This is a genomic window from Alistipes communis, from assembly GCF_006542665.1.
GTDB lineage: Bacteria > Bacteroidota > Bacteroidia > Bacteroidales > Rikenellaceae > Alistipes > Alistipes communis.
On sequence record NZ_AP019735.1, the window covers coordinates 1,036,399 to 1,057,399 of the forward strand.

Consider the following 21,001-nt stretch of genomic DNA (forward strand, 5'->3'; position numbering starts at 1 on the left):
AATACTGATAATAAATAGAAAAAACATATGGGACTTTTTTCGTTGACACAGGAGTTGGCCATCGACCTCGGTACGGCCAATACCCTGATCATCCACAACGGCCGCGTGGTGGTGGACGAGCCTTCGATCGTCGCCATCGACTCCCACTCCGGCAAGCTGGTCGCCATCGGCGAACGGGCGCGCGCCATGCATGAGAAGACCAACCCCAACATCAAAACGATCCGCCCCCTGAAAGACGGCGTGATCGCCGATTTCACGGCCACCGAACTGATGCTGCGCGGCATGATAAAGAAGGTCAAGAGTTCGGGGCATCTCTTCTCGCCCTCGATCAAAATGGTGATCTGCATCCCGTCGGGATCGACCAACGTCGAGATCCGCGCCGTGCGCGACTCGGCCGAACACGCAGGCGGGCGCGAGGTCTACATGATCTACGAACCGATGGCCGCCGCGCTGGGCGCGGGGCTCGACGTCGAAGCGCCCGAAGGCAACATGGTCATCGACATCGGCGGCGGCACCTCCGAGATCGCCTGCATCTCGCTGGGCGGCATCGTCTGCTCGGAGTCGGTCACCGTGGCGGGCGACGTCTTCACTTCCGACATCCAGAACTACGTCCGCCAGCAGCACAACGTCCGCATCGGCGAACGCACGGCCGAAGCGATCAAATGCGCCATCGGTGCCGCCATACCCAAGTTGGAGGAAGAGCCGGAGGATTTCACCGTCACCGGTCCCAACATGCTGACGGCACTGCCGCAGAGCGTCACGCTCAACTACAACGAAATCGCCTACGCACTCGAAAAATCGCTCATCAAACTCGACGCCGCGCTGATGAAGGTGCTCGAAACGATGCCGCCCGAACTCTATGCCGACATTGTCAAGAACGGCATCTACCTGGCCGGCGGCGGCGCCCTTATCAAGGGCCTCGACCGACGTCTTACGGAGAAGACGGGACTGCCGTTCCATATCGCCGAAGATCCGCTGCGTGCCATCGCGCGCGGAACGGGCATCGCACTGAAAAACATCGACCGCTTCTCGTTCCTGATGAAATAAGCGGTCCGCGGCGACCTCCGGAACAGTTCCCGTTTGCGGGCGGAGGCTGAGGCCCCTGCCGGAAACGGGAATCTTCGTCCGCCGGAGCTCCCGCCGATAAACCCTGACCGGAGAGGTGTACAAACTACTCGAATTCCTGCGGAGCACTTATGTAGCGCTTCTGTTCGTCATCATCGAAGTGGTGGCGATCAATTATTATGCGCACTCCTCCCACTTCACGCAGGCACGTATCCTCACGCAGTCGAACCGGCTGGCGGGCGGAATCCACAGCGCTTTCCGCGGCGTGAAACGCTTCTTCGCCCTGCCCGACGAAAACCGACGCCTGCTCGAACGGGTCGCAGCGCTCGAAAACGAACTGTCGTTCTATCGCGAGCAGGCGCTCTTCGCCGCCCTCGACACGGTGGGATCGCCCTTGGCGGGTCCCTACCGCTACACGACCGCCCGCGTCGTGGCCAACTCGATCAACAAGCAGGAGAACCTGCTGACGCTCAACAAGGGACGCGATTTCGAGGTATCGCCCGAAACGGCCGTCGTCACCCCTTCGGGCGCCATGGTGGGCTACATCGTCAGCTGTTCGGATCGTTATTCGGTGGCCGTGTCGATCCTCAATACCTCGTTCCGCGCCAGCGGCGAGGTGGCGGGCGACGGCCATTTCGGCTCGATCTACTGGGACGGTTTCGACGCGGAGCACGTCCGTATGCGCGATCTGTCGAAATATGCCGCCGTGGAGCGGGGCGACACGATCGTATCGACGAGTTTCTCGCGCTACTTCCCGGCCGGCATCCTGATCGGCACGGTCGAGGAGTTCGAACTCAACGAGACCCGCACGGCCTACGACGTGCGCATCCGCCTGGCCGCCGACATGACGGCGCTGCACGACGTGGTGCTCGTCAAGAATCAGGACTACAACGAACAACGGCAATTGGAAGAGGGAATTTAACACAAACCGGAGGGGCACGCCCCGACTTTTCGACCGAGCTATGTACCGAACCCTACAATACGCACTTCTGTTTCTGGTGGCGGCGCTGTTGCAGATCTTTCTGTTCAACAACCTGTCGCTGAGCGTCTACCTCAACCCGCTGGTCTACGTGGTTTTCATCGCGCTGCTGCCGATGGAGACCACACCGATCCGGATGCTTCTGGCGGGGCTCGCGATGGGGCTCGCGATGGACTGGACGATGGGTGCCGCCGGCGTGAACACGATCGCCACGGTCTTCGTCGCCTTCGTGCGTATCCACCTTCTCAACTTCGTCTGCGGCAAGGAGAACGTCCACGACGGCGGTGTGCCCTCGGCACGGCGGCTGGGCGAAAAGTCCTTCACGGTCTACCTCGCCCTGACGGTCGTCCTCCACAACGCGATCTTCTTCTACATGGAGGCGCTCTCGTGGTCGCACGCGCTGCTGACGCTGCTGCGGCTCGGCGTGAGCGCCGCGGTCGGCGTCTTCTTCTGCTGGCTGATCGCACAGGTATTCACCTCCCGACTCTCGCCGCGCATATGACCGACTCCCGCAAAGGATACGTGCGGATGCGCACGCTGCAAGCGGTGGTGCTGCTGATCTTCGGCGTCATCATCCTGCGGCTGGCCTACATCCAGCTCATCGACCCGAAATACGAAAAACTGGCGCGCGGCAACGCGCTGCGGCACGTCGTCCAATACCCACCGCGCGGAGAAATCTTCGACCGCAACGGCGAGTACCTGGCGCAGAACCGCGCCTGCTACGACCTGATGGTCATCTACCGCGAGCTGCCGCGCGAAGGATTCGACACGCTGCAAATGCTCGACCTGCTGGGAATCTCCCGCACCAAACTCGAACGCGCGCTGCGCAACGCCCGCATGAGCCCCCGCATCCCCTACATGGTGACCAATTTCATTTCCAGCGAAGTGAAACTGCGCTTCGACGAAAACAACTTCCCGGGGTTCTACACCGTCTACCGCACCATACGCAGCTATCCGCGCAAGATCGGCGGCAACCTGCTGGGCGACGTAGGCGAGATCAACGAGAGGCAGTTGAAGATGAAGCGCTATGCCGACTATCGTTCGGGCGACTACGTCGGCCAGAGCGGCGTCGAAAAGGCCTACGAGGAGGAGCTGCGCGGCAAGAAAGGGGTGAAGATCATGGAGAAGGATACGCACGGCGTGGTCAAGGGCTCCTACATGGACGGCATGTTCGATTCACTGCCCGAACCGGGCAGCTACATCGTCACGACGATCGACGCCCGCCTGCAAGCCTTCACCGAAGAGCTGATGCGAGGTAAGGTGGGAGCCGCCGTGGCGATCGAGCCTTCGACGGGCGAGATCCTGATGATGGTCTCCTCGCCCACGTTCGACCCCGATGAAATGGTAGGCCGCCACAGGGGCAACAACTACATGAAAATGCTCTATAACAAACGTCAGCCGATGTTCAACCGCGCCGTGAAGGCGAAATATCCTCCGGGGTCGACCTTCAAGCTGGTGCAGGGGCTCATCGGACTGCAAGAGGGCGTGCTCACGCCGGCGGACCGCTACTCCTGCAACGGCGGATTCCGCTACGGCCACCGCATGATGAAATGCCATGCCCACGCCTCGCCGCTCGACCTGCGCGGGGCGGTGGCCAACTCGTGCAACGCCTACTTCTGCTACGTGCTGCGCAACATCCTCGAAAACCGCCGTTACGAAGACGTCGAACACGGCTTCGACATGTGGAAAACCTACGTCAACAGCCTCGGCTTCGGCCGCAAGCTGGAATCCGACTTTCTGGACGAAGGGGCGGGCTACGTCCCGTCGAGCGAATACTACGACCGGGTCTATCACGGTTCGTGGAACGCACTGACGGTCATCTCGCTCTCGATCGGGCAGGGCGAACTGGGCTGCACGCCGCTGCAAATGGCCAACTTCGCGGCTATCCTGGCCAACCGGGGCTACTACTACATCCCCCACATCGTCAAGCGCATCGAAGGGCGCGATTCGATCGACCGCCGTTTCTACGAAAAGCAGTATACGATGATCGACCCCAAGCACTTCGAACCGATCGTCGAGGGAATGTGGCGCGGCGTGAACGTCGGCGGCACCTCGACCGTGGCGCGGCTCGACGGCTGGGACGTCTGCGGCAAGACGGGCACGGCCCAGAATCCGCAGGGACGCGACCATTCGACCTTCCTGTCGTTCGCACCGAAGGACAATCCCCGCATCGCGATCTCGGTCTACGTCGAAAACGGCGGATTCGGCGCCACGATCGCCCTGCCGATCGCCTCGCTCGTCGAGGAGTACTACCTCACCGACACGATCACCCGCCCGTGGCTCGTCGATAGGGTGAAGAACATGCAAATCTATTATCCCTCCTATGCAAAGTAGAATCAAAGGCGGTCTGTTCCAGGGGGTCGATTTTCTGGCCGTCCTCTACTACCTGCTGCTGGTCGCGGCGGGCTGCATCTGCATCACCGCCGCTTCGTTCGACGAGGAGACGGCCGATTTCTTCGCTTTCTCGCACTTCTACATCAAGCAGTACATGTGGGTGACGGCCGTACTCGTCGTAGCGCTCGTCGTCCTGCTGCTCGACGTGCGCTACTACCACATGTGGGCCTATCCGCTATATATAATAGGTATCGTGGTGATGATCTGCGTATTGATCGCCGGCAAGGAGGTCAACGGCGCCAAGTCATGGATCGAACTGGGGTCGCTGCGCATCCAGCCCGTCGAGTTCGTCAAGATCGCCACGGCGCTGGCGCTGGCGCGCGTGATGAGCAACTACTCCTTCTCGATCAACCGCTTCGGCGATCTGCTGCGCGTGGGTGTGATCGTCGGCATCCCGATGCTGCTCACCATTCTGCAAAACGACACCGGTTCGGGCATCGTGCTGGGTGCATTCCTCTTCGTCCTCTACCGCGAAGGACTCAACAAGTGGCTCTGCATCCCGATTCTGCTCATCGCTGCGCTCTTCATCGTTTCGTTCCTGCTGACGCCCATGACGCTGCTGGTGCTGCTGATCCTGATCTGCGTGGCGTCGGAGGCGATGATGAACGGCCGATGGCGTTCGCGCATCGTCTACCTCGCCTCGCTGGCGCTCTCGGCCATCGTCCTCTCGTCGTTCATGGGACTCATCGCCCCCGGCACGATGGACATCTACCGCAGCCTGCTGACCGTGACGCTCGCTTCGCTGCCGATCGTGGCGGTCTACGCCTACCGCACGCGGCTGATGAACATCCTGCTCATGGCGGGACTCTTCGTCGTTTCGATGGCCTTCGTCCCGGCGACCGACTATATCTTCGAATCGGTGCTCAAACCGCACCAGCAGGAGCGCATCCTGAGCTACCTGGGCATCGTCGACAAACCGCAGGGGATCGACTACAACGTCAACCAGTCGAAAATCGCCATCGGCTCGGGCGGCCTCTTCGGCAAGGGGTTCCTGCAAGGAACGCAGATCAAATACAACTTCGTGCCCGAAAAACACACCGACTTCATCTTCTGCACCGTCGGCGAGGAGTGGGGGTTTCTGGGCGCCGTCGCGGTGCTCGGCGTCATGTGCCTGCTGCTGTTGCGGCTGATGAAAATGGGCGAACGGCAGGAGGAGCCTTTCGGGCGGGTCTACTGTTACAGCGTGGCGGCGATCCTGCTCTTCCACGTGCTGGTCAACGTGGGCATGACGATCGGGCTGATGCCCGTCATGGGTATTCCGCTCCCCTTCATGAGCTACGGGGGATCGTCGCTGCTGGCCTTCACCATCCTGCTCTTCATCGCCATCCGCCTCGATGCTTCGACGCGGCAGTTCCCGTCGACTTAACGATTCGTTAACATACGGCGGATATTAACGAACCGTTAAATCTCGCCCCATGCCGCGCGAATGCACGACGGATCGATTATTTTTGCAAGTCAGAAAACAACCGGATATGATCCCCTACAACCCGCAAGGTCTCACCCCCGAAGAGGTGGCCGCAAGCCGCGCCGCCCACGGCGAAAACATCATCACGCCGCAACGCGACGATTCGGCGTGGCGGCTGCTCGCGGAGAAGTTCCGCGACCCGATCATCATCGTGCTGCTCGTCGCCGCAGCCCTGTCGCTGGCCATGGCCTTCATGGAAGGCAACTTCACCGAAACCATCGGCATTCTCTGCGCCATCCTGCTGGCCACCTGCGTGGGATTTCTCTTCGAGTGGGACGCCATGCGGCGGTTCCGCCGGCTCAACCGTGTAAACGACGAGCAGCCCGTCAAGGTACGCCGAGGAGGCGTGATGCGCGAGATTCCGCGCCGCGAAGTCGTCGTCGGCGACCTCGTAAGCCTCGAAGCGGGCGAGACGGTGCCGGCCGACGGCGAACTGGTCGAAGCGGTATCGCTGCAAATGGACGAGTCGACGCTCACGGGCGAACCCGAAACGGCGAAGTACGTCGACGAGGAGCTCTTCGACCCCGAAGCGACCTACCCCTCCAACCGGCTGCTGCGCGGCACGACCGTGCGCGACGGATACGGCCGCATGGTCGTCACGGCCGTCGGCGACGCCACCGAAGCGGGCCGCGTCACCGAACAGGCGACCGTCCAGAGCGGCGAACAGACGCCGCTGCACCGCCAGCTGACACGCCTTTCGCGGCAGATCGGCAAGGTGGGCATCGCGCTGTCGGTGCTGATCTTCGTCATTCTGATCGGCAAGGCCTTCCTCGTCGAAGGGCTGGCCGATGCGCCGTGGCCCCACGTGGTGCGCATCGTGCTCAACTGCTTCATGGTCTCGGTGGCGATGATCGTCATGGCCGTTCCCGAAGGGCTGCCGATGAGCATCACCCTCTCGCTGGCGCTCTCGATGCGGCGGATGCTCAAAACCAACAATCTCGTGCGCAAGATGCACGCCTGCGAAACGATGGGTGCCGTGACGGTCATCTGCACCGACAAGACGGGCACGCTCACCCAGAACCGGATGCGCGTGCAGGAGATCATCCGCTACGGGCTTCCCGACGAGCGGCTGCTCGGCGAGTCGGTGGCGGCCAACTCGACCGCCTTCCTCGACGCCGACGGCCGTCCGCTGGGCAATCCCACCGAAGGCGCGCTGCTCGAATGGCTCCGGCGCGAAAACGGCGACTACGCCGCACTGCGCGAAGGGGTGCGGATTCTCGACCGGCTGACCTTCTCGACCGAACGCAAATACATGGCCACGCTCATTGAGCGATGCGATACACGGGAGCGGTTTCTGCTCATAAAGGGTGCGCCCGAAGTGGTGCTCGCCCGCTGCGACGCCGCGACGGTTCCCGCCGAAATTCAGGAACAACTGCTGGGTATGCAGCGCCGCGCCATGCGCACGCTGGCGCTGGCCTACGTCCCGACGAACGCCTCGCGGATCGAAGAGGCGGAGGAGCCGTACCGCCTGGCGGCCGTCGCGGCGATCGCCGATCCCGTGCGCGAAGAGGTTCCCGCCGCCGTAGCGGAGTGCATGTCGGCCGGCATCGCCGTCAAGATCGTGACGGGCGACACGGCCGCCACCGCCACCGAAATCGCCCGCCAGATCGGACTGTGGAACGATGCCGAAGATACGGATCGCAACCGCATGACGGGCGTCGAGTTCGAAGCCGCGAGCGACGAAGAGCTGCTCGCCCGCATCGGTTCGCTGAAAATCCTCTCGCGGGCGCGGCCGCTCGACAAACAGCGGCTCGTGCGGCTGTTGCAGCAGCAGGGCGAGGTGGTCGCCGTGACGGGCGACGGCACGAACGACGCGCCGGCGCTCAACTTCGCCAACGTGGGCCTTTCGATGGGTTCGGGCACGTCGGTGGCCAAGGACGCCAGCGACATCACGCTGCTCGACGATTCGTTCCGCTCGATCGCAACGGCCGTCATGTGGGGGCGCTCGCTCTACCGCAACATCCAGCGGTTCATCCTCTTCCAGCTCACGATCAACTTCGCGGCGATCGTCGTCTTCCTCGCCGGCTCGGTCATGGAGACCGAAATGCCGCTCACGGTGACGCAGATCCTGTGGGTCAACATCATCATGGACACGCTGGCGGCCATGGCCATGGCATCGTTGCCGCCGCAGCACGAAGTGATGCGCGAACGCCCCCGCCGGCGCGATGCGAGCATCGTCTCGCGGGCGATGGTGCGCACGATCGCCACCTGCGGCTCGATCTTCGTGGTCGTCCTGCTCGGAATGCTCGGCTGGTGGCTCTACACGACGGGCGAGCCCACCGTGCGCCAGCTCACGGTATTCTTCACGACCTTCGTCTTCCTGCAATTCTGGAACCTGTTCAACGCCAAAGGATTCGAAGCCGGATGCGCGGCGAGCCACGGCATCGCGCACAGCCGGACGTTCCTCACCGTGCTGGCGCTCATCGCGCTGGGGCAATGGCTCATCGTCGAACTGGGCGGCGAGGTCTTCCGCACCGTCCCGCTCTCGTGGCAGGAGTGGGCCTGGATCGTGGGGCTCACCTCGCTCATCGCACTGGGCGGCGAGGCGATCCGCGCCCTGCGGCGACGGCAGACGTGTTCGTGCCGCGACGCACGATAACCTCTGCGGGCGGTTCTGAAAGACCGCCCGCCGTTTTTCGGACGAAATCGCCGGCCGAACGTACCACTTTCGCATCCGTTTGCGTATCTTTGCTGCGGTTTAGGCGAGAGGTTTTTTCACTATGACGACATCCCGGGAGATGACCACGGGGCCGGCGCTGCCCCTGATTCTCAATTTCACGCTGCCCCTGCTGCTGGGCAACCTGCTGCAACAGACCTATTCGCTGGTCGACGCGGCCATCGTGGGCCAGTTTCTGGGGATCGACGCCCTGGCGGGCGTAGGCGCCAGCAGTTCGGTGATCTTCCTCATCCTGGGATTCTGCAACGGCTGCTGCTGCGGATTCGGCATTCCGGTGGCGCAGCGCTTCGGCGCGCACGACTACGCCGACATGCGCCGCTACGTGGCCAACGCCCTGCGGCTGGCCGTCGGCATCTCGGTGACCGTGGCGATCGTCACAAGCATCTGGTGCGCCGACATCCTGCATGCGATGCGCACCCCCGACAACATCTTCCGCGACGCCTACCTCTACCTGCTGGTCACCTTCATCGGCATCCCCTGCACCTTCTTCTACAACCTGCTGTCGAACATCATCCGCGCATTGGGCGACAGCCGCACGCCCTTCTGGTTCCTGCTCTTCTCGACGGTGCTGAACATCGCGCTCGACCTCTTCTGCATCCTCACGCTCGGCTGGGGCGTGCTGGGAGCGGCCGTGGCGACAGTCGTTTCGCAGGGCGTTTCAGCCGCGCTCTGCTTCGCCTACATGCACCGCCATTTCGAGATTCTGCGCAGTACGCGCGACGAACGGCGGTTCCGCTCGCGGCACGCCCGCACGCTGCTGGCGATCGGACTGCCGATGGGATTGCAGTTCTCGATCACGGCCATCGGCAGCATCATGCTCCAAAGCGCCAACAACGCCCTCGGCTCGGCCTGCGTGGCGGCCTTCACGGCCGGCGTGCGCATCAAGATGTTCGTCATCTCGCCTTTCGAGAGCCTCGGCATGGCGATGGCCACCTACACGGGCCACAACTACGGCGCCGTGAAGCCCGAACGCATCTGGCAGGGCATCAAGGTCGCCGCGGGGCTGATGCTCGGCTACGCACTCTTCGCCTTCGTCGTGCTGATGGCCGGTTCCGACCTGCTGGCGCGGCTCTTCATCGATCCGTCGCAGAGCGAGATTCTCGCCGACACGCGGCTGTTCCTCCACGTGGCGAGCTATTTCCTGCCGGTGCTCGGCCTGCTCTGCATCCTGCGCTATACAATCCAGGGCGCAGGCTACACGAATCTGGCGATGCTGTCGGGCGTCTCGGAGATGATCGCCCGCACGGCGGTCAGCCTGTGGGCCGTACCGGCCCTGGGCTACATCGCCGTCTGCTTCGGCGATCCCACGGCGTGGATCGCCGCCGACCTCTTCCTCGTCCCCGCCTTCGTCTACGTCTACGGACGGCTCAAACGCATGACGCCGCCCGAAAAACCGATCGGCGGTCGATAATCGCACGGAGTTCCCGCCGCGCTTTTGCCGCTCCCCGAGGCTGGCGGAGCAAAAGATCACCACGAGCCGCCCCGCCTCTTGCGCTACCGATTTGCACGATCCGCAAATTTTTATTATCTTGCGGATAGTTAGGCAATTCGAACAGCTATGATACGATATGGAGGGGGGGGGCATTTTGAGTGCTGCGGCACTGTTCCTGCTGGGAACGCTCCAAGCGCTGCACGCGCAGAAGAACCCGTTTTTGGAGCAAATCCGTAATTTTCCGCAGGAGAAGATCCACGTGACGACCGACCGCGACGCCTATATCGCAGGCGACACGGTGTGGCTGCGTGCGCACTGCGTCGACGCCGCGACGCTCGAACCGCTCACGGCGAGCCGCTACGTCTACGTGGAGCTTCGCACGACGGACAACCTGCTCGTGCGCCGCATCAAGATTCTGCAACGCGGCGGCGTCTATGCCGGCTACCTGCCCCTGCCCGCGACGCTCGCGCAGGACGAATACGTGCTGTGCGCCTACACGCTCTACATGCGCAACCTCGGCGGCGACTATCTCTTCTCGAAACCCCTTTCGGTCAATCCCTACCGACAACCCGAAAAACGACGGCGCCGCACGGCGGCGGGCCCCTTCGACGTGGCCTTCTTCCCCGAAGGCGGCTACCTCATCGACGGACAGCCCTGTCGCGTGGGGTTCAAGGCCCTGGGCAAGGACGGACTTTCGCGGCAGGTGACGGGAACCGTGCGCGACGACCGTGGCCGCACCGTCGCACGTTTCGCCTCGCGCCACGCCGGCATGGGGTCGTTCGAGTTCACGCCGCGGCCCGGCCGGCGCTACACGGCCGAATGCGTCCAGACATCGGGCGGCAAGGCGCGGCGCTTCGATCTGCCCGAGGCCAACGACTTCACCTTCGTCCTGCGCGTCGAGCCCAACGACACCTCCTTCGTCGTATCCGTCCGTTCGGCTAAAAAGTGGCGGCCGCAGGGATTGAAGCTCCTCGTCCACCGCTGCGGCACGCAGTGCTACTACAAGGAGTGGAACCCGCAGCACGCATCGCTCACCTTCCTGCGCGACGAACTGCCGGGCGGCCTCTACCAGATCCTGCTGCTCAGCCCCACGGGCGAAGCCTACTCCGAGCGGCTGGTCTTCAACCGCCGCGACGAAGAGGCCGAGGTGACGATGCGGCAGGAGGGCACGTTGCGGCAGCGTTCGAAGGTAACGCTGCATTTCGAGGTGCGCGACACCAAACGCCGACCCGCACAGGGCGACTTCGCCGTCGCCGTCACCGACCGCAAGGCGGCGGCTCCCGTAGCGACAGCGGGCATCTACTCCACGCTGATGCTCTCCTCCGAGCTGCGCGGTGTGATCGAAGACCCCGACTGGTACTTCGCGCCCGACAACGCGCAGGGCGACGAAGGGCTCGACGAACTGCTGCTTACGCAGGGCTGGCGCAGGTACGACGTGCCGAAGCTCCTGCGCGACGAATACAAGGAGCCCTATTACCCGATGGAGGCGGGACAGGAGATCGCGGGACGCATCGAGCGCACGGCCATGTTCTCCAAAAAGAAGAAGCTCGACCGCTACACGATGCGGCTGCTGGTACCCCGGAGCGGCTACGCCACCTCGGCTCCCATCGCCGAGGACGGGTCGTTCGCACTCAACGGGTTCGACTTCCCCGACAGCACGACCTTCGTGCTGCGCCCCACCGTCCGAGGGCGGACGATCACCGACGCACGGATTCTCATCACGCCCGATTCGTTTCCCGAATACCGCACGCTGCCGCGCCTGCGGCAGCCCGATCCGACCTACGTGGCGCAGGCGCGAAGGTATATCGAGCAGCGCGGCACGGCAGACATGCGGAATATCGTTATCGACACCGTGGTCGTGACAGCAAAACCCTGGGACGACGACATCGACGAAAACGCGCCGGAACACCGCCTGGCAGCACGGTCGTGGAACGCCGAGCAGATCAAGGAGGTCAGCGCAGGGACGATCCTCGACTTCATCGAGAAGATGCCCGGAATGCAGGTCATGGGACGAAGGGTACTATACCGTGGGCACAAACCGGCCTTTATGGTCGACGGTCGACTGGAGGAAACAATCAACATGTTAAGTAAAACAGAAGATGTAGTCGGAGAAAGTGCGAATTGGGGGTTCGGAAGAATGGATAAAAATGATAAGTTAACAATGAGTTATCAAGTTACACCAAGTTTCCATCTTTGGAGTGATATGACAGGAAAAAACGATATGAATACCAGTTTCGAAAGGGAACGTGCGGGAGAAAAACGGGAGATCGAATATACAGAAGATTTGGATAATGTCCCCGATTGTTTGTATTATCCAATCGAACAGGTAGCACGTATCGACCTGATCGACCGCAACCAGACGAGCTATTGGGGAACGAGTCTCAAAGGCGGCATCATAGCCATTACCATGAAAAAGGGAAAAGCGTTGGCCGAAGCGTATGCCGCTGCACCATCGCCGGACGTAAGCGTAGTGACACCATTGGGTTATCAAACCCCTGCGGAGTTTTACTCTCCGACATACGACACCGAAGAGAAATATAGAGCCAACACGCCCGACTATCGCACGACGCTTTACTGGAATCCTGTCGTCAAGCTCGATGACCTGGGGCAGGCCACCGTCGAGTTCTACACCTCCGATGCACCGACCGACTACGACATCTCTATCGAAGGCGTATCCCGAAGCGGCAAGATTATCCGAAAGCAGCAGCGGTTCCCGCCGGCACCCTGAAATCCGCCGGACTGCGGATCGGCCGACGCACGCACCGGTTCGACCGGATATAAAGAGGCATCCGGACATCGCGCGATGTCCGGATGCGTTTCGTTCAGCCGTCATGTCGCCTGCCGACGGCCAACCGCCGAACGGCAGAAGGCATCTCCGCGGCCGCGGATTCCGCAGGCCGCGGCCGGTATCAGAGCACGCCCTGCTCGACCATCGACTTGGCGACCTTCATGAAGCCGGCGATGTTGGCGCCCTTCATGTAGTTGATATAACCCTCCTCGGTGCCGTATTCCAGGCAGGCGTGGTGGATCGACGACATGATGTGGTGCAGCCGCGCGTCGACCTCCTCGGCCGTCCAGTTGTATTTCATCGAGTTCTGGCTCATCTCCAATCCCGACGTGGCGACGCCGCCGGCGTTGACCGCCTTTCCCGGCCCGTAGGGAATCTTCGCCGCGATGAAGGCGTCGATCGCCTCGGGGCGGCAGCCCATGTTCGAGACCTCGGCCACGACCTTCACTCCGTTGGCGATCAGTTGCTCGGCATCCTCGCCGTCGAGCTCGTTCTGCGTGGCGCACGGCATGGCGATGTCGACCTTCCGCTCCCACGGCTTGCGCCCCGCGAAGAAGGTCGAGCCGGCGAACCTGTCGGCATAGGGGGCCACCACGTCGTTGTTCGACGCGCGCAGTTCGAGCATGTAGGCGATCTTCTCCTTGTCCAGTCCGGCCGGATCGTAGATGTAGCCGTCGGGGCCCGAGATCGTCACGACCTTCGCGCCCAGTTCGGTCGCCTTGGTCGCCACGCCCCACGCCACGTTGCCGAAGCCCGAGATGGCGATCACCTTCCCTTCGATCTCCATACCGGCCGTTTCGAGCATCTGGCGCAGGAAATAGACGGCGCCGAAGCCCGTCGCCTCGGGACGGATGAGCGAACCGCCGTAGGTCATCCCCTTGCCCGTGAGCACGCCCGTATTCTCGCGCGCCAGCTTGCGGTACATGCCGTAGAGGTAGCCGATCTCGCGGCCGCCCACGCCGATGTCACCGGCCGGAACGTCGGTCTCGGGGCCGATGTGGCGCCACAGTTCGACCATGAAGGCCTGGCAGAAGCGCATCACTTCGGCGTCGGACTTGCCCTTGGGGTTGAAGTCCGAACCGCCCTTCGCACCACCCATCGGGAGCGTCGTCAGCGCGTTCTTGAAGATCTGCTCGAAGCCGAGGAATTTCAGGATCGAGGGGTTGACCGAAGGGTGGAACCGCAGCCCGCCCTTGTAGGGGCCGATGGCGTTGTTGAACTGGAAGCGGTAACCGGTGTTGACCTGCACGCAACCCCTGTCGTCGACCCACACCACCTTGAAGGTGAAACTGCGGTCGGGTTCGACGATCCGCTCGGCGATCTTGTTCGCCTCGAATTCGGGATGCCGGTTGTAGGTCTCCTCGACGGTCGTCAGTACCTCGCGGACGGCCTGCAAATACTCGCTTTCACCCGGGTGCCTGCGCTCGAGTTCAGCCATAAGTTTGTTCACATCCATAGTATCATCGTTATTTAGGATTGGTCGGCGAAAATCGTTTTCGATCATTACAAATATAAACAAATTTCCGACGATATGTAACCGACAGAGCTATTATTTTTACGATTTATCGCCGGTTTCCGCCGAATCCGAATCGATAATCAGCTCCTCGGCCCGAATCTTGGGGACATAGTGGACGCCCTCCGAACGATAGTAACGCCGATCGCCGCCGGCGCCGATCTCGACCCGCTCGATCCGTTCGGCGCTCTTCCCGACGGCGAGGATCAGCAGCGGTTCGCAGGGCAGCCGCAGCCTCGTCCGAATCGCATCGCGGTCGAACGCGCCGATACAGAGCCCGTTGAGCCCGATCTCGACGGCCCGGAGCAACATGCTCTGCACGGCGATGCCCAGATCGATGTCGACCCAGCGGTCTTCGGGCACCGTCGAACAGACGACGATGAAGGCGTTGGGTTCCGTGCCCGCCAGCGGCAGATGCAGTTCGGGCAGCGCACCGCCCATGCGGACGTGCGCCAGCACCCCGGGGGCCTCGTCCGCCAGCACGAGCCGGAAGCGCAATACCTGCTGGTTGCGCGCAGAAGGGATTTTCGTACAGACGGAGACGATGCTGCGGAGCTGGTCCGCCCGCACGACGAACCGGGCGTCGTAACCGCGCACGCTGCGGTTCCTGGTCAGCAGCCGTTCCAGCGTCGCCGCCCGACGCGGTTGCGCCGCCGGCTGCGCCCGATAAGCCTCCATTCTTCGTTCGAGATAGTTGTCCGCCATCGTTTTTTCTTCTTTCGTTTCGACCGTTCGATACATTTGCGGAGCCGTCCCGCAGGACGCCCGCCTCCGCGTCGCGTCTACTCCTCCCCGGCGGGAGGTTCGGTGCGCACGATCCCCTTGTTGGAGCGCCCGTCGATATAGACCCACAGCGGCGCGGGGAAGCTCACGCGCCGCAGATATTCGCCCTCCTCGGCCGCCGGCATCGCACCGAGCCGCTCCGCATCGAACCGCCCGTCGCCCATGAAGGGGTTGATCGTCAGATAACCCACGCCCAGCGAAGTGACGTTCTGGAAAAAGTGCGTCCCCTGGCTCGGCTCGACGCGGAAGCGTTCCAATCCGCATTCGACGATCACGCGCGCCTCGGTGATCTGCTGCCACTTGACCGGAATGCCCAGAAAAGGATCGCTCGACCCCCACCGCCCCGGCCCGACGAGGATGTAACCGCGACCGGCTTCGCGCATCCGCGCGTTGAGCGCGTCGAGCTCGCCCGCGATCGCCTGCGTCGAGAGCGAGTCGAAACGTTCGGGCTTCACGTAGACGATGTCGCGGATGTCGCTCATATTTCCCACGCCCAGTGCGTTTCGGGCATAGATGAGCGCATCGTCGGTCGGCACGCGGCGCCAGTCGAGCGCGCGGTTGTCGTTGTTGTCGATGATCGGGCGGATCTGCAACAGATTGAAGATCCGCTGCTGCCCGTAGGGGACGTCCATGTTGACGGCGAACTCCACCTCGACCGGACAGCGCATCTCCTCGACGCCCAGGCGCAGGATGTCGCGCACGATGTCCGCCAGCGGAAAGGTGTTGTATTTGAGAATGGCGTTGAAGGTAATCACCTTGCGCCCCTCGTCCATCGGCGAGTCGGAGATGCGGTCGTTCTCGCGGTCCCACACCGAAGCCACGAAGCGCGTCTGGCGCATCGGAGCCACCTCGCGCAGCGTCAGCCGCCGGATGTTGACCGCATCGTCGGTCGACGTGCGGAACGCTTCGGGGCGCAGGTCGAGCGCCAGCACCTCGTTCTGCGTATCGCGCAGCGCCAGTTCGGGCGTGGAGGTTTGCAGCACCTTCTGCGGGTAGCGGGGCGAGAAACGCAGCGTGCGGCCGCCGTCGACGACCAGCTTGCCCAGTCCGAGGGCGATGTTGCAGACCCCCTCTTCGGGCGTCTCGTCGCCTATGGGGTAGTAGTTGATCGACCGAGCCACGCCCGAGAGCGTGGGGAAGAAGAGCCCGTCCTGCTCCGTGCCGCACACCTCCTGGATCACGACGGCCATCTTCTCCTCGGCGATCAGGTTCTGCGAAGACTGCACGTAGGCCTTCGACGCCGCGAAATAGGTCGATGCGTAGACGCTCTTGATCGCCTTCTGCAACAGACGCAGCTGGCGGTCTTCGTTCCCCTCCGTATAGGGAATCATATAGGTCGAATAGATGCCGGCGAAGGGCTGGTAGTGCGAATCTTCCAGCTTCGACGACGACCGCACCGCCAGCGGCCCGCTCACCGTGCGCACGTAGGCTTTCAGCGCCTCGCGCAGCTTGTAGGGAAGCGTCGAACTGACGAACTCCGAGAGAATCTCCTCGTCGGTCATCTCGGTGGTGAGCACGTATTCCAGCCCGTTGTTGCGGATGAAGGCGTCGAAATAGTCGGTCGCCACCACCACCGTGCGGGGAATCGTCACGCGGACGTTCTCGTATTTGGCGTACTGGCTGTATTTCACCAGCATGCTGTTCATGAAGGCCAGCCCGCGCGCCTTGCCGCCGAGTGACCCCTCGCCGATACGCGCGAAAGCGATGGCGTCGGAGTAGGTCGCGGGATCGAATTTGGCCACCACGCCCTGCCCCAGCAGCGTGCGGTAGTCGCGGATGAGCGTCACGAGCGCCGCGCGATGCTCTTCGGTCGTCCGGAAATGGCTCTTGTTGAGCTGGCGGATCGACGCGGCCAGCGGAAACAGTCCGCGCGAGTAGAGCCATTTCGAAAGGTTGTTCTGCGAGGTGTTGTACTCGAAGACGTCGTCGGGAACCGACGCGACGAGCCGCTGCATCTCGTGGAGATCCTTCGCCCGGCCGATCACACGCCCCGTCGAGAGGTCTTTGAAGAGAAAATCGCCGAAGGCGAACCGAGCGGCGATGAAGTCCGACAACTCCTGCAACAGCGTCTTCGAATTCTTGGCGATGAACCCTGCACCCAACTCGCGCGCCTGCGCGGCGAAGGCCGTCTGCGACGATTGCAGCAGCACCGGCATCAACGGGTTGTCGGCCCTCACCAGCCGGCACAGGTCGATGCCCGCGTCGAGCTTCTCGGTCGAAGGGGAGTCGCCCTTGTGCAGCACGAACCCCACGTCCGAGATGACGCCCAGCAGGTTCTTCTTATATCGCTCGTAGAGCGCCACGGCATCGGCGTAATTGGTCGCCAGCAGGATCTTGGGACGGGCGCGCTTGCGCAGGATCTGCTGCTGTTCGTTGAAGGCGTCTTTCAGGAACTCGGTGTTCTGTTGCAGGATCAGCTTGTAGAGCGCCGGCAGATAGGTCGAATAGAAACGCACCGAATCCTCGACGAGCAGGATGGCCTGCACGCCCCCTGTGAGGATGTCCTCCTCGGCGTTCATCGCATCCTCGATGAGTTTGATGATGCCGATCACCAGATCGGTATTGCCGCTCCACGAGAAGATGTAGTCGATGCCCGAAGCGTCGCGCTCGTCGATACGGCGGTAGATGTCCTTCGAGAAACTGGTCAGCAACACGACAGGGATATGCCGGTGGCGCTCCTTGACGATCTTGGCGAAGTCGAACACGTCGGGTTCGCCCACGTTGTACATCGTGAGGATGAAGTCGAACCGATCGTCCTCGCGGAGCAGGTCGAGCGCCTCGGCCGTCGAGCTGACGCGCAGCAGCGCCGGCGGGTTGGACATGTTCAGGTCGATGTACTCCTGGTTGATCTGCTGCTCGATATGGCCGTCCTCTTCCAGAATGTACCCGTCGTAGCTGCAACATACCAGCAGAATCTTGCGGATGCGGTGCTTCATGAACTCGTAGCCCGATGTCCGTTCGCCGTCCGTCGGCCCTGTCTCTGCGTTGTATTTCATTCGTTCGTTCGTTTTTCGTGAAAAATCCGCCGTTCCCGCTCATGTTCGAATACCAGCGCATCTTTCGAATCCTAAAAGTCGGTAAGCCTCAACAAATATAACGTTTTGTTTCGCATTCTCCAAGGAATTCCCGCCGCAGGGCTCGGGAATCGGACAATTTCCTCCGTGTCGCGTCCGGTCAGACCGCGGCTGAAACTCGCTTCGGGCCGGAGGCCTGCCCGAATGCACCGCGAAAAAAGCGGAAGTAGCGGCGACACCGGCGCGAGAGCCCGGAGCGATCGTGTGAACGACGGGCGTTCCCTCCTTCGTCCGATCCGTTCCCTCCTCCGGTGCAATGCGGAAGTTATGGTGCGCTCCGCGCAACGATGATTTATTCACTTTCCAAACTTTTTCGTATTTTTGACTGCGCCGAAGCTACTTTCGCTCGGCAATCTTCGAATAAATTTGACATTGCCCTCACTTATTCGTATCTTTGTATGATATAAACTTCTTTCCCGATGGCGAACAAGTCGAAATATACCTTGCAGGAGGTAACCTCGCCCCAGTTGGCGCGCGAATTCCTGAACCTGCCCAAACGCATCTACAAAGGCAACCGCAACTGGGTGTGCCCGCTCGACGAGGATATCGAAAAGGTCTTCGATCCCGCCCGCAATCCGCTTTTCGGCGACGGCGAAGCGATTCGCTGGCTGGTACGCAACCGCAAGAACGAGGTGGTGGGACGCATCGCCGCCTTCTACAACCGCGAACAGGCGGCCATCGAGGAGCAGCCGACCGGCGGCTGCGGCTTTTTCGAGGCGATCAACGACCAGGAGGTCGCCGACCTGCTCTTCGACGCGGCGCGCATGTGGCTGGCCAGCCGCGGCATGGAGGCCATGGACGGCCCGATCAACTTCGGCCCGCGCGACACGTGGTGGGGACTGCTCGTCGAAGGCTACGAATTCCAGCCCCTCTACGCCAACCCCTACAATCCGCCCTACTACAAGGAGCTGTTCGAACATTACGGGTTCCGCAACTACTTCAACCAGAACACCTACATCTGGCGTGTGAACGATTCGGAAGCCAACCGTCAGATCTTCGCCCGCACCGAACGGCTCATGGCCACGCCGGGCTACCGCTTCGAAAACATCGACATGCGCAATCTGGAAGAGGCGGCCGAAAACTTCCGCATCATCTACAACAAGGCGTGGGCGCTCTTTTCGGGCGTCAAGCCGATGGACAAGGCGCAGGCGCAGCAACTCATGCAGTCGATGAAATCGATCATCGATCCCGACATCATCATCTTCGCCTACTTCAACGACGAACCGATCGGATTCTTCATCACCGTGCCCGACCTCAACCGCCTGATCGGCAAGTTCAACGGCAAATTCGGCTGGTGGCAGAAACTGCGGCTGATGTGGGATCTGAAAGTGCGCCGCTCGTGCGACCGCATCTTCGGCATCATCTTCGGCATCACCCCCGAATTCCACGGCAAAGGGGTCGAATCGGGCATCATGACCAAATTCTGGCACTTCCTCGAAGAGAGCCAGAGCCGCTACAAGACGATGGAGCTGGCATGGATCGGCGACTTCAACCCCGTGATGAACCGCATGATCCAGACCTACGTCTGCGCATCGCTGCACAAGGTGCATACCACCTACCGCTACCTGTTCGACCGCGAAAAGGAGTTCCACCGCTGTCCGCGGCTGGGTGTCAAACGCAGGGAGTAAACACGAAAAAACACATAACAGCTATGAAAACCACCGCTTTTCACAAGTATCACGTCGCGGCCGGCGCGAAGATGGCCGAATTCGCGGGATACGACATGCCCATCGAATTCACAGGCATCAACGACGAACACCTCGCCGTGCGTAAGTGCGCGGGCGTCTTCGACGTGAGCCACATGGGCGAAATCTGGGTCAAGGGCCCCAAGGCGCTCGATCTGCTGCAACGCATCACCACCAACGACGTGTCCAAACTCTTTCCGGGCAAGGTGCAGTACTCCTGCATGCCCAACGGACGGGGCGGCATCGTGGACGACATTCTGGTCTACAAGTTCACGGACGAGAAATACATGCTCTGTGTCAATGCGGCCAACACCGACAAGGACTGGGCCCACATCTGCCGCGAGGGCGAAGCCTTCGGGATGCGGCCGGGCACCGAACTGGAAAACGCTTCGGACGACATCTGCCAGCTGGCCGTACAGGGGCCGCTGGCGATGAAGATCGTACAGAAGCTGGTCGATCATCCCGTCGAGCAGATGCCCTACTACACCTTCGAACAGACCGAGGTCGCTGGCTGCGAGGCTATCCTCTCGATCACGGGGTACACCGGCTCGGGCGGCTGCGAGATCTACGCCTACAACGCCGACGCCGACCGGTTGTGGGAGGCACTGTGGAAGGCCGGCGAGGAGTACGGACTGAAAAACATCGGATTGGGTGCCCGCGACACGCTGCGGTTGGAAAAGGGGTTCTGCCTCTACGGCAACGATATCGACGACACCACTTCGCCGCTCGAAGCGGGACTGGGCTGGATCACCAAGTTCGCCGAGGGCAAGGAGTTCATCGACCGCGACCGCATGGAACGGCTCAAAGCCGAAGGGGTGAAACGCAAACTGGTCGGATTCAAGCTCATCGACCGCGGCATTCCGCGCCACGGCTATCCGCTCAAAACCGTCGAGGGTGCCGAAATCGGCCTTGTCACGTCGGGCACGATGTCGCCGTCGCTGAAAGTCGGCATCGGCCTGGGTTACGTCGCGGCGGAACACGCCGCACCGGGAACGGTGATCGCCGTCGAGGTGCGCGGCCGTCTGCTGAAAGCCGAAGTCGTGAAGTATCCCTTCGTATAGGCGACGGACGAGGTCGCGGCGGAGCCGAACGCCAAAGTTCCGCTGCGGATCGCCGATGCGACCTGTCCGGCGGACACAGAAACCG

The 21,001-nt window shown here is 62.0% G+C and carries 13 protein-coding genes; 10 read left to right on the top strand and 3 right to left on the bottom strand.

The window, feature by feature from the left end; translation table 11 throughout:
- Positions 1-27 precede the first annotated feature (27 nt).
- The 8 genes from FMF02_RS04160 (at position 28) to FMF02_RS04195 (ending at position 12,740) form a co-directional block, all read left to right on the top strand.
- Positions 28-1,047: a rod shape-determining protein gene (locus FMF02_RS04160; RefSeq protein ID WP_019131593.1), complete on the top strand. Its 1,020-nt coding sequence runs from the start codon at positions 28-30 to the stop codon at positions 1,045-1,047.
- A gap of 115 nt (positions 1,048-1,162) precedes the next feature.
- Positions 1,163-1,987, top strand: coding sequence for a rod shape-determining protein MreC (gene mreC / locus FMF02_RS04165; RefSeq protein ID WP_141412304.1), 825 nt, complete (start codon positions 1,163-1,165; stop codon positions 1,985-1,987).
- Between the two features lie 40 nt (positions 1,988-2,027).
- Entirely contained in the window at positions 2,028-2,546 is a 519-nt protein-coding gene (locus FMF02_RS04170; protein ID WP_141412305.1) for a rod shape-determining protein MreD, read from the top strand.
- Positions 2,543-4,378 carry a penicillin-binding protein 2 gene (mrdA, locus tag FMF02_RS04175; protein ID WP_141412306.1) on the top strand — a complete coding sequence of 612 codons (1,836 nt, stop codon included), beginning with the start codon at positions 2,543-2,545 and terminating at the stop codon, positions 4,376-4,378. The genes FMF02_RS04170 and mrdA overlap by 4 nt, the downstream gene beginning before the upstream one ends.
- Complete coding sequence (gene rodA, locus FMF02_RS04180) at positions 4,368-5,804, top strand: rod shape-determining protein RodA (protein WP_141412307.1); 1,437 nt, start codon at positions 4,368-4,370, stop codon at positions 5,802-5,804. Before mrdA ends, rodA begins: the two co-directional genes overlap by 11 nt.
- A 106-nt stretch (positions 5,805-5,910) precedes the next feature.
- The gene (locus tag FMF02_RS04185; RefSeq protein WP_019131598.1) at positions 5,911-8,502 is read left to right on the top strand and encodes a calcium-translocating P-type ATPase, PMCA-type; all 2,592 of its coding nucleotides are present in this window, start codon (positions 5,911-5,913) and stop codon (positions 8,500-8,502) included.
- A 121-nt stretch (positions 8,503-8,623) separates the two neighbouring features.
- Positions 8,624-9,991, top strand: a complete 1,368-nt coding sequence (locus FMF02_RS04190; protein WP_141412308.1) for an MATE family efflux transporter — start codon at positions 8,624-8,626, stop codon at positions 9,989-9,991.
- A gap of 157 nt (positions 9,992-10,148) precedes the next feature.
- Positions 10,149-12,740 carry a hypothetical protein gene (locus FMF02_RS04195; RefSeq protein ID WP_141412309.1) on the top strand — a complete coding sequence of 864 codons (2,592 nt, stop codon included), beginning with the start codon at positions 10,149-10,151 and terminating at the stop codon, positions 12,738-12,740.
- A 181-nt stretch (positions 12,741-12,921) separates the two neighbouring features.
- Here FMF02_RS04195 and gdhA read toward each other — a convergent pair whose 3' ends face one another.
- The 3 genes from gdhA to FMF02_RS04210 all read right to left on the bottom strand — a co-directional run bounded on the left by gdhA (position 12,922) and on the right by FMF02_RS04210 (position 18,092).
- On the bottom strand, positions 12,922-14,256 hold the full coding sequence (gene gdhA / locus FMF02_RS04200; RefSeq protein ID WP_141412310.1) for an NADP-specific glutamate dehydrogenase: 1,335 nt from the start codon (positions 14,254-14,256) through the stop codon (positions 12,922-12,924).
- Between the two features lie 99 nt (positions 14,257-14,355).
- Entirely contained in the window at positions 14,356-15,018 is a 663-nt protein-coding gene (locus FMF02_RS04205) for a nitroreductase family protein (RefSeq protein ID WP_019131602.1), read from the bottom strand.
- A 77-nt stretch (positions 15,019-15,095) separates the two neighbouring features.
- The gene (locus FMF02_RS04210) at positions 15,096-18,092 is read right to left on the bottom strand and encodes a PEP/pyruvate-binding domain-containing protein (protein WP_141412311.1); all 2,997 of its coding nucleotides are present in this window, start codon (positions 18,090-18,092) and stop codon (positions 15,096-15,098) included.
- Between the two features lie 497 nt (positions 18,093-18,589).
- On the opposite strand from FMF02_RS04210, the gene FMF02_RS04215 reads away from it, so the two are divergent.
- A complete protein-coding gene (locus FMF02_RS04215) occupies positions 18,590-19,798 on the top strand; it encodes a hypothetical protein (RefSeq protein ID WP_141412312.1) in 1,209 nt (402 codons plus the stop codon).
- A gap of 23 nt (positions 19,799-19,821) precedes the next feature.
- Entirely contained in the window at positions 19,822-20,916 is a 1,095-nt protein-coding gene (gene gcvT, locus FMF02_RS04220) for a glycine cleavage system aminomethyltransferase GcvT (protein WP_141412313.1), read from the top strand.
- Positions 20,917-21,001: the final 85 nt, after the last annotated feature.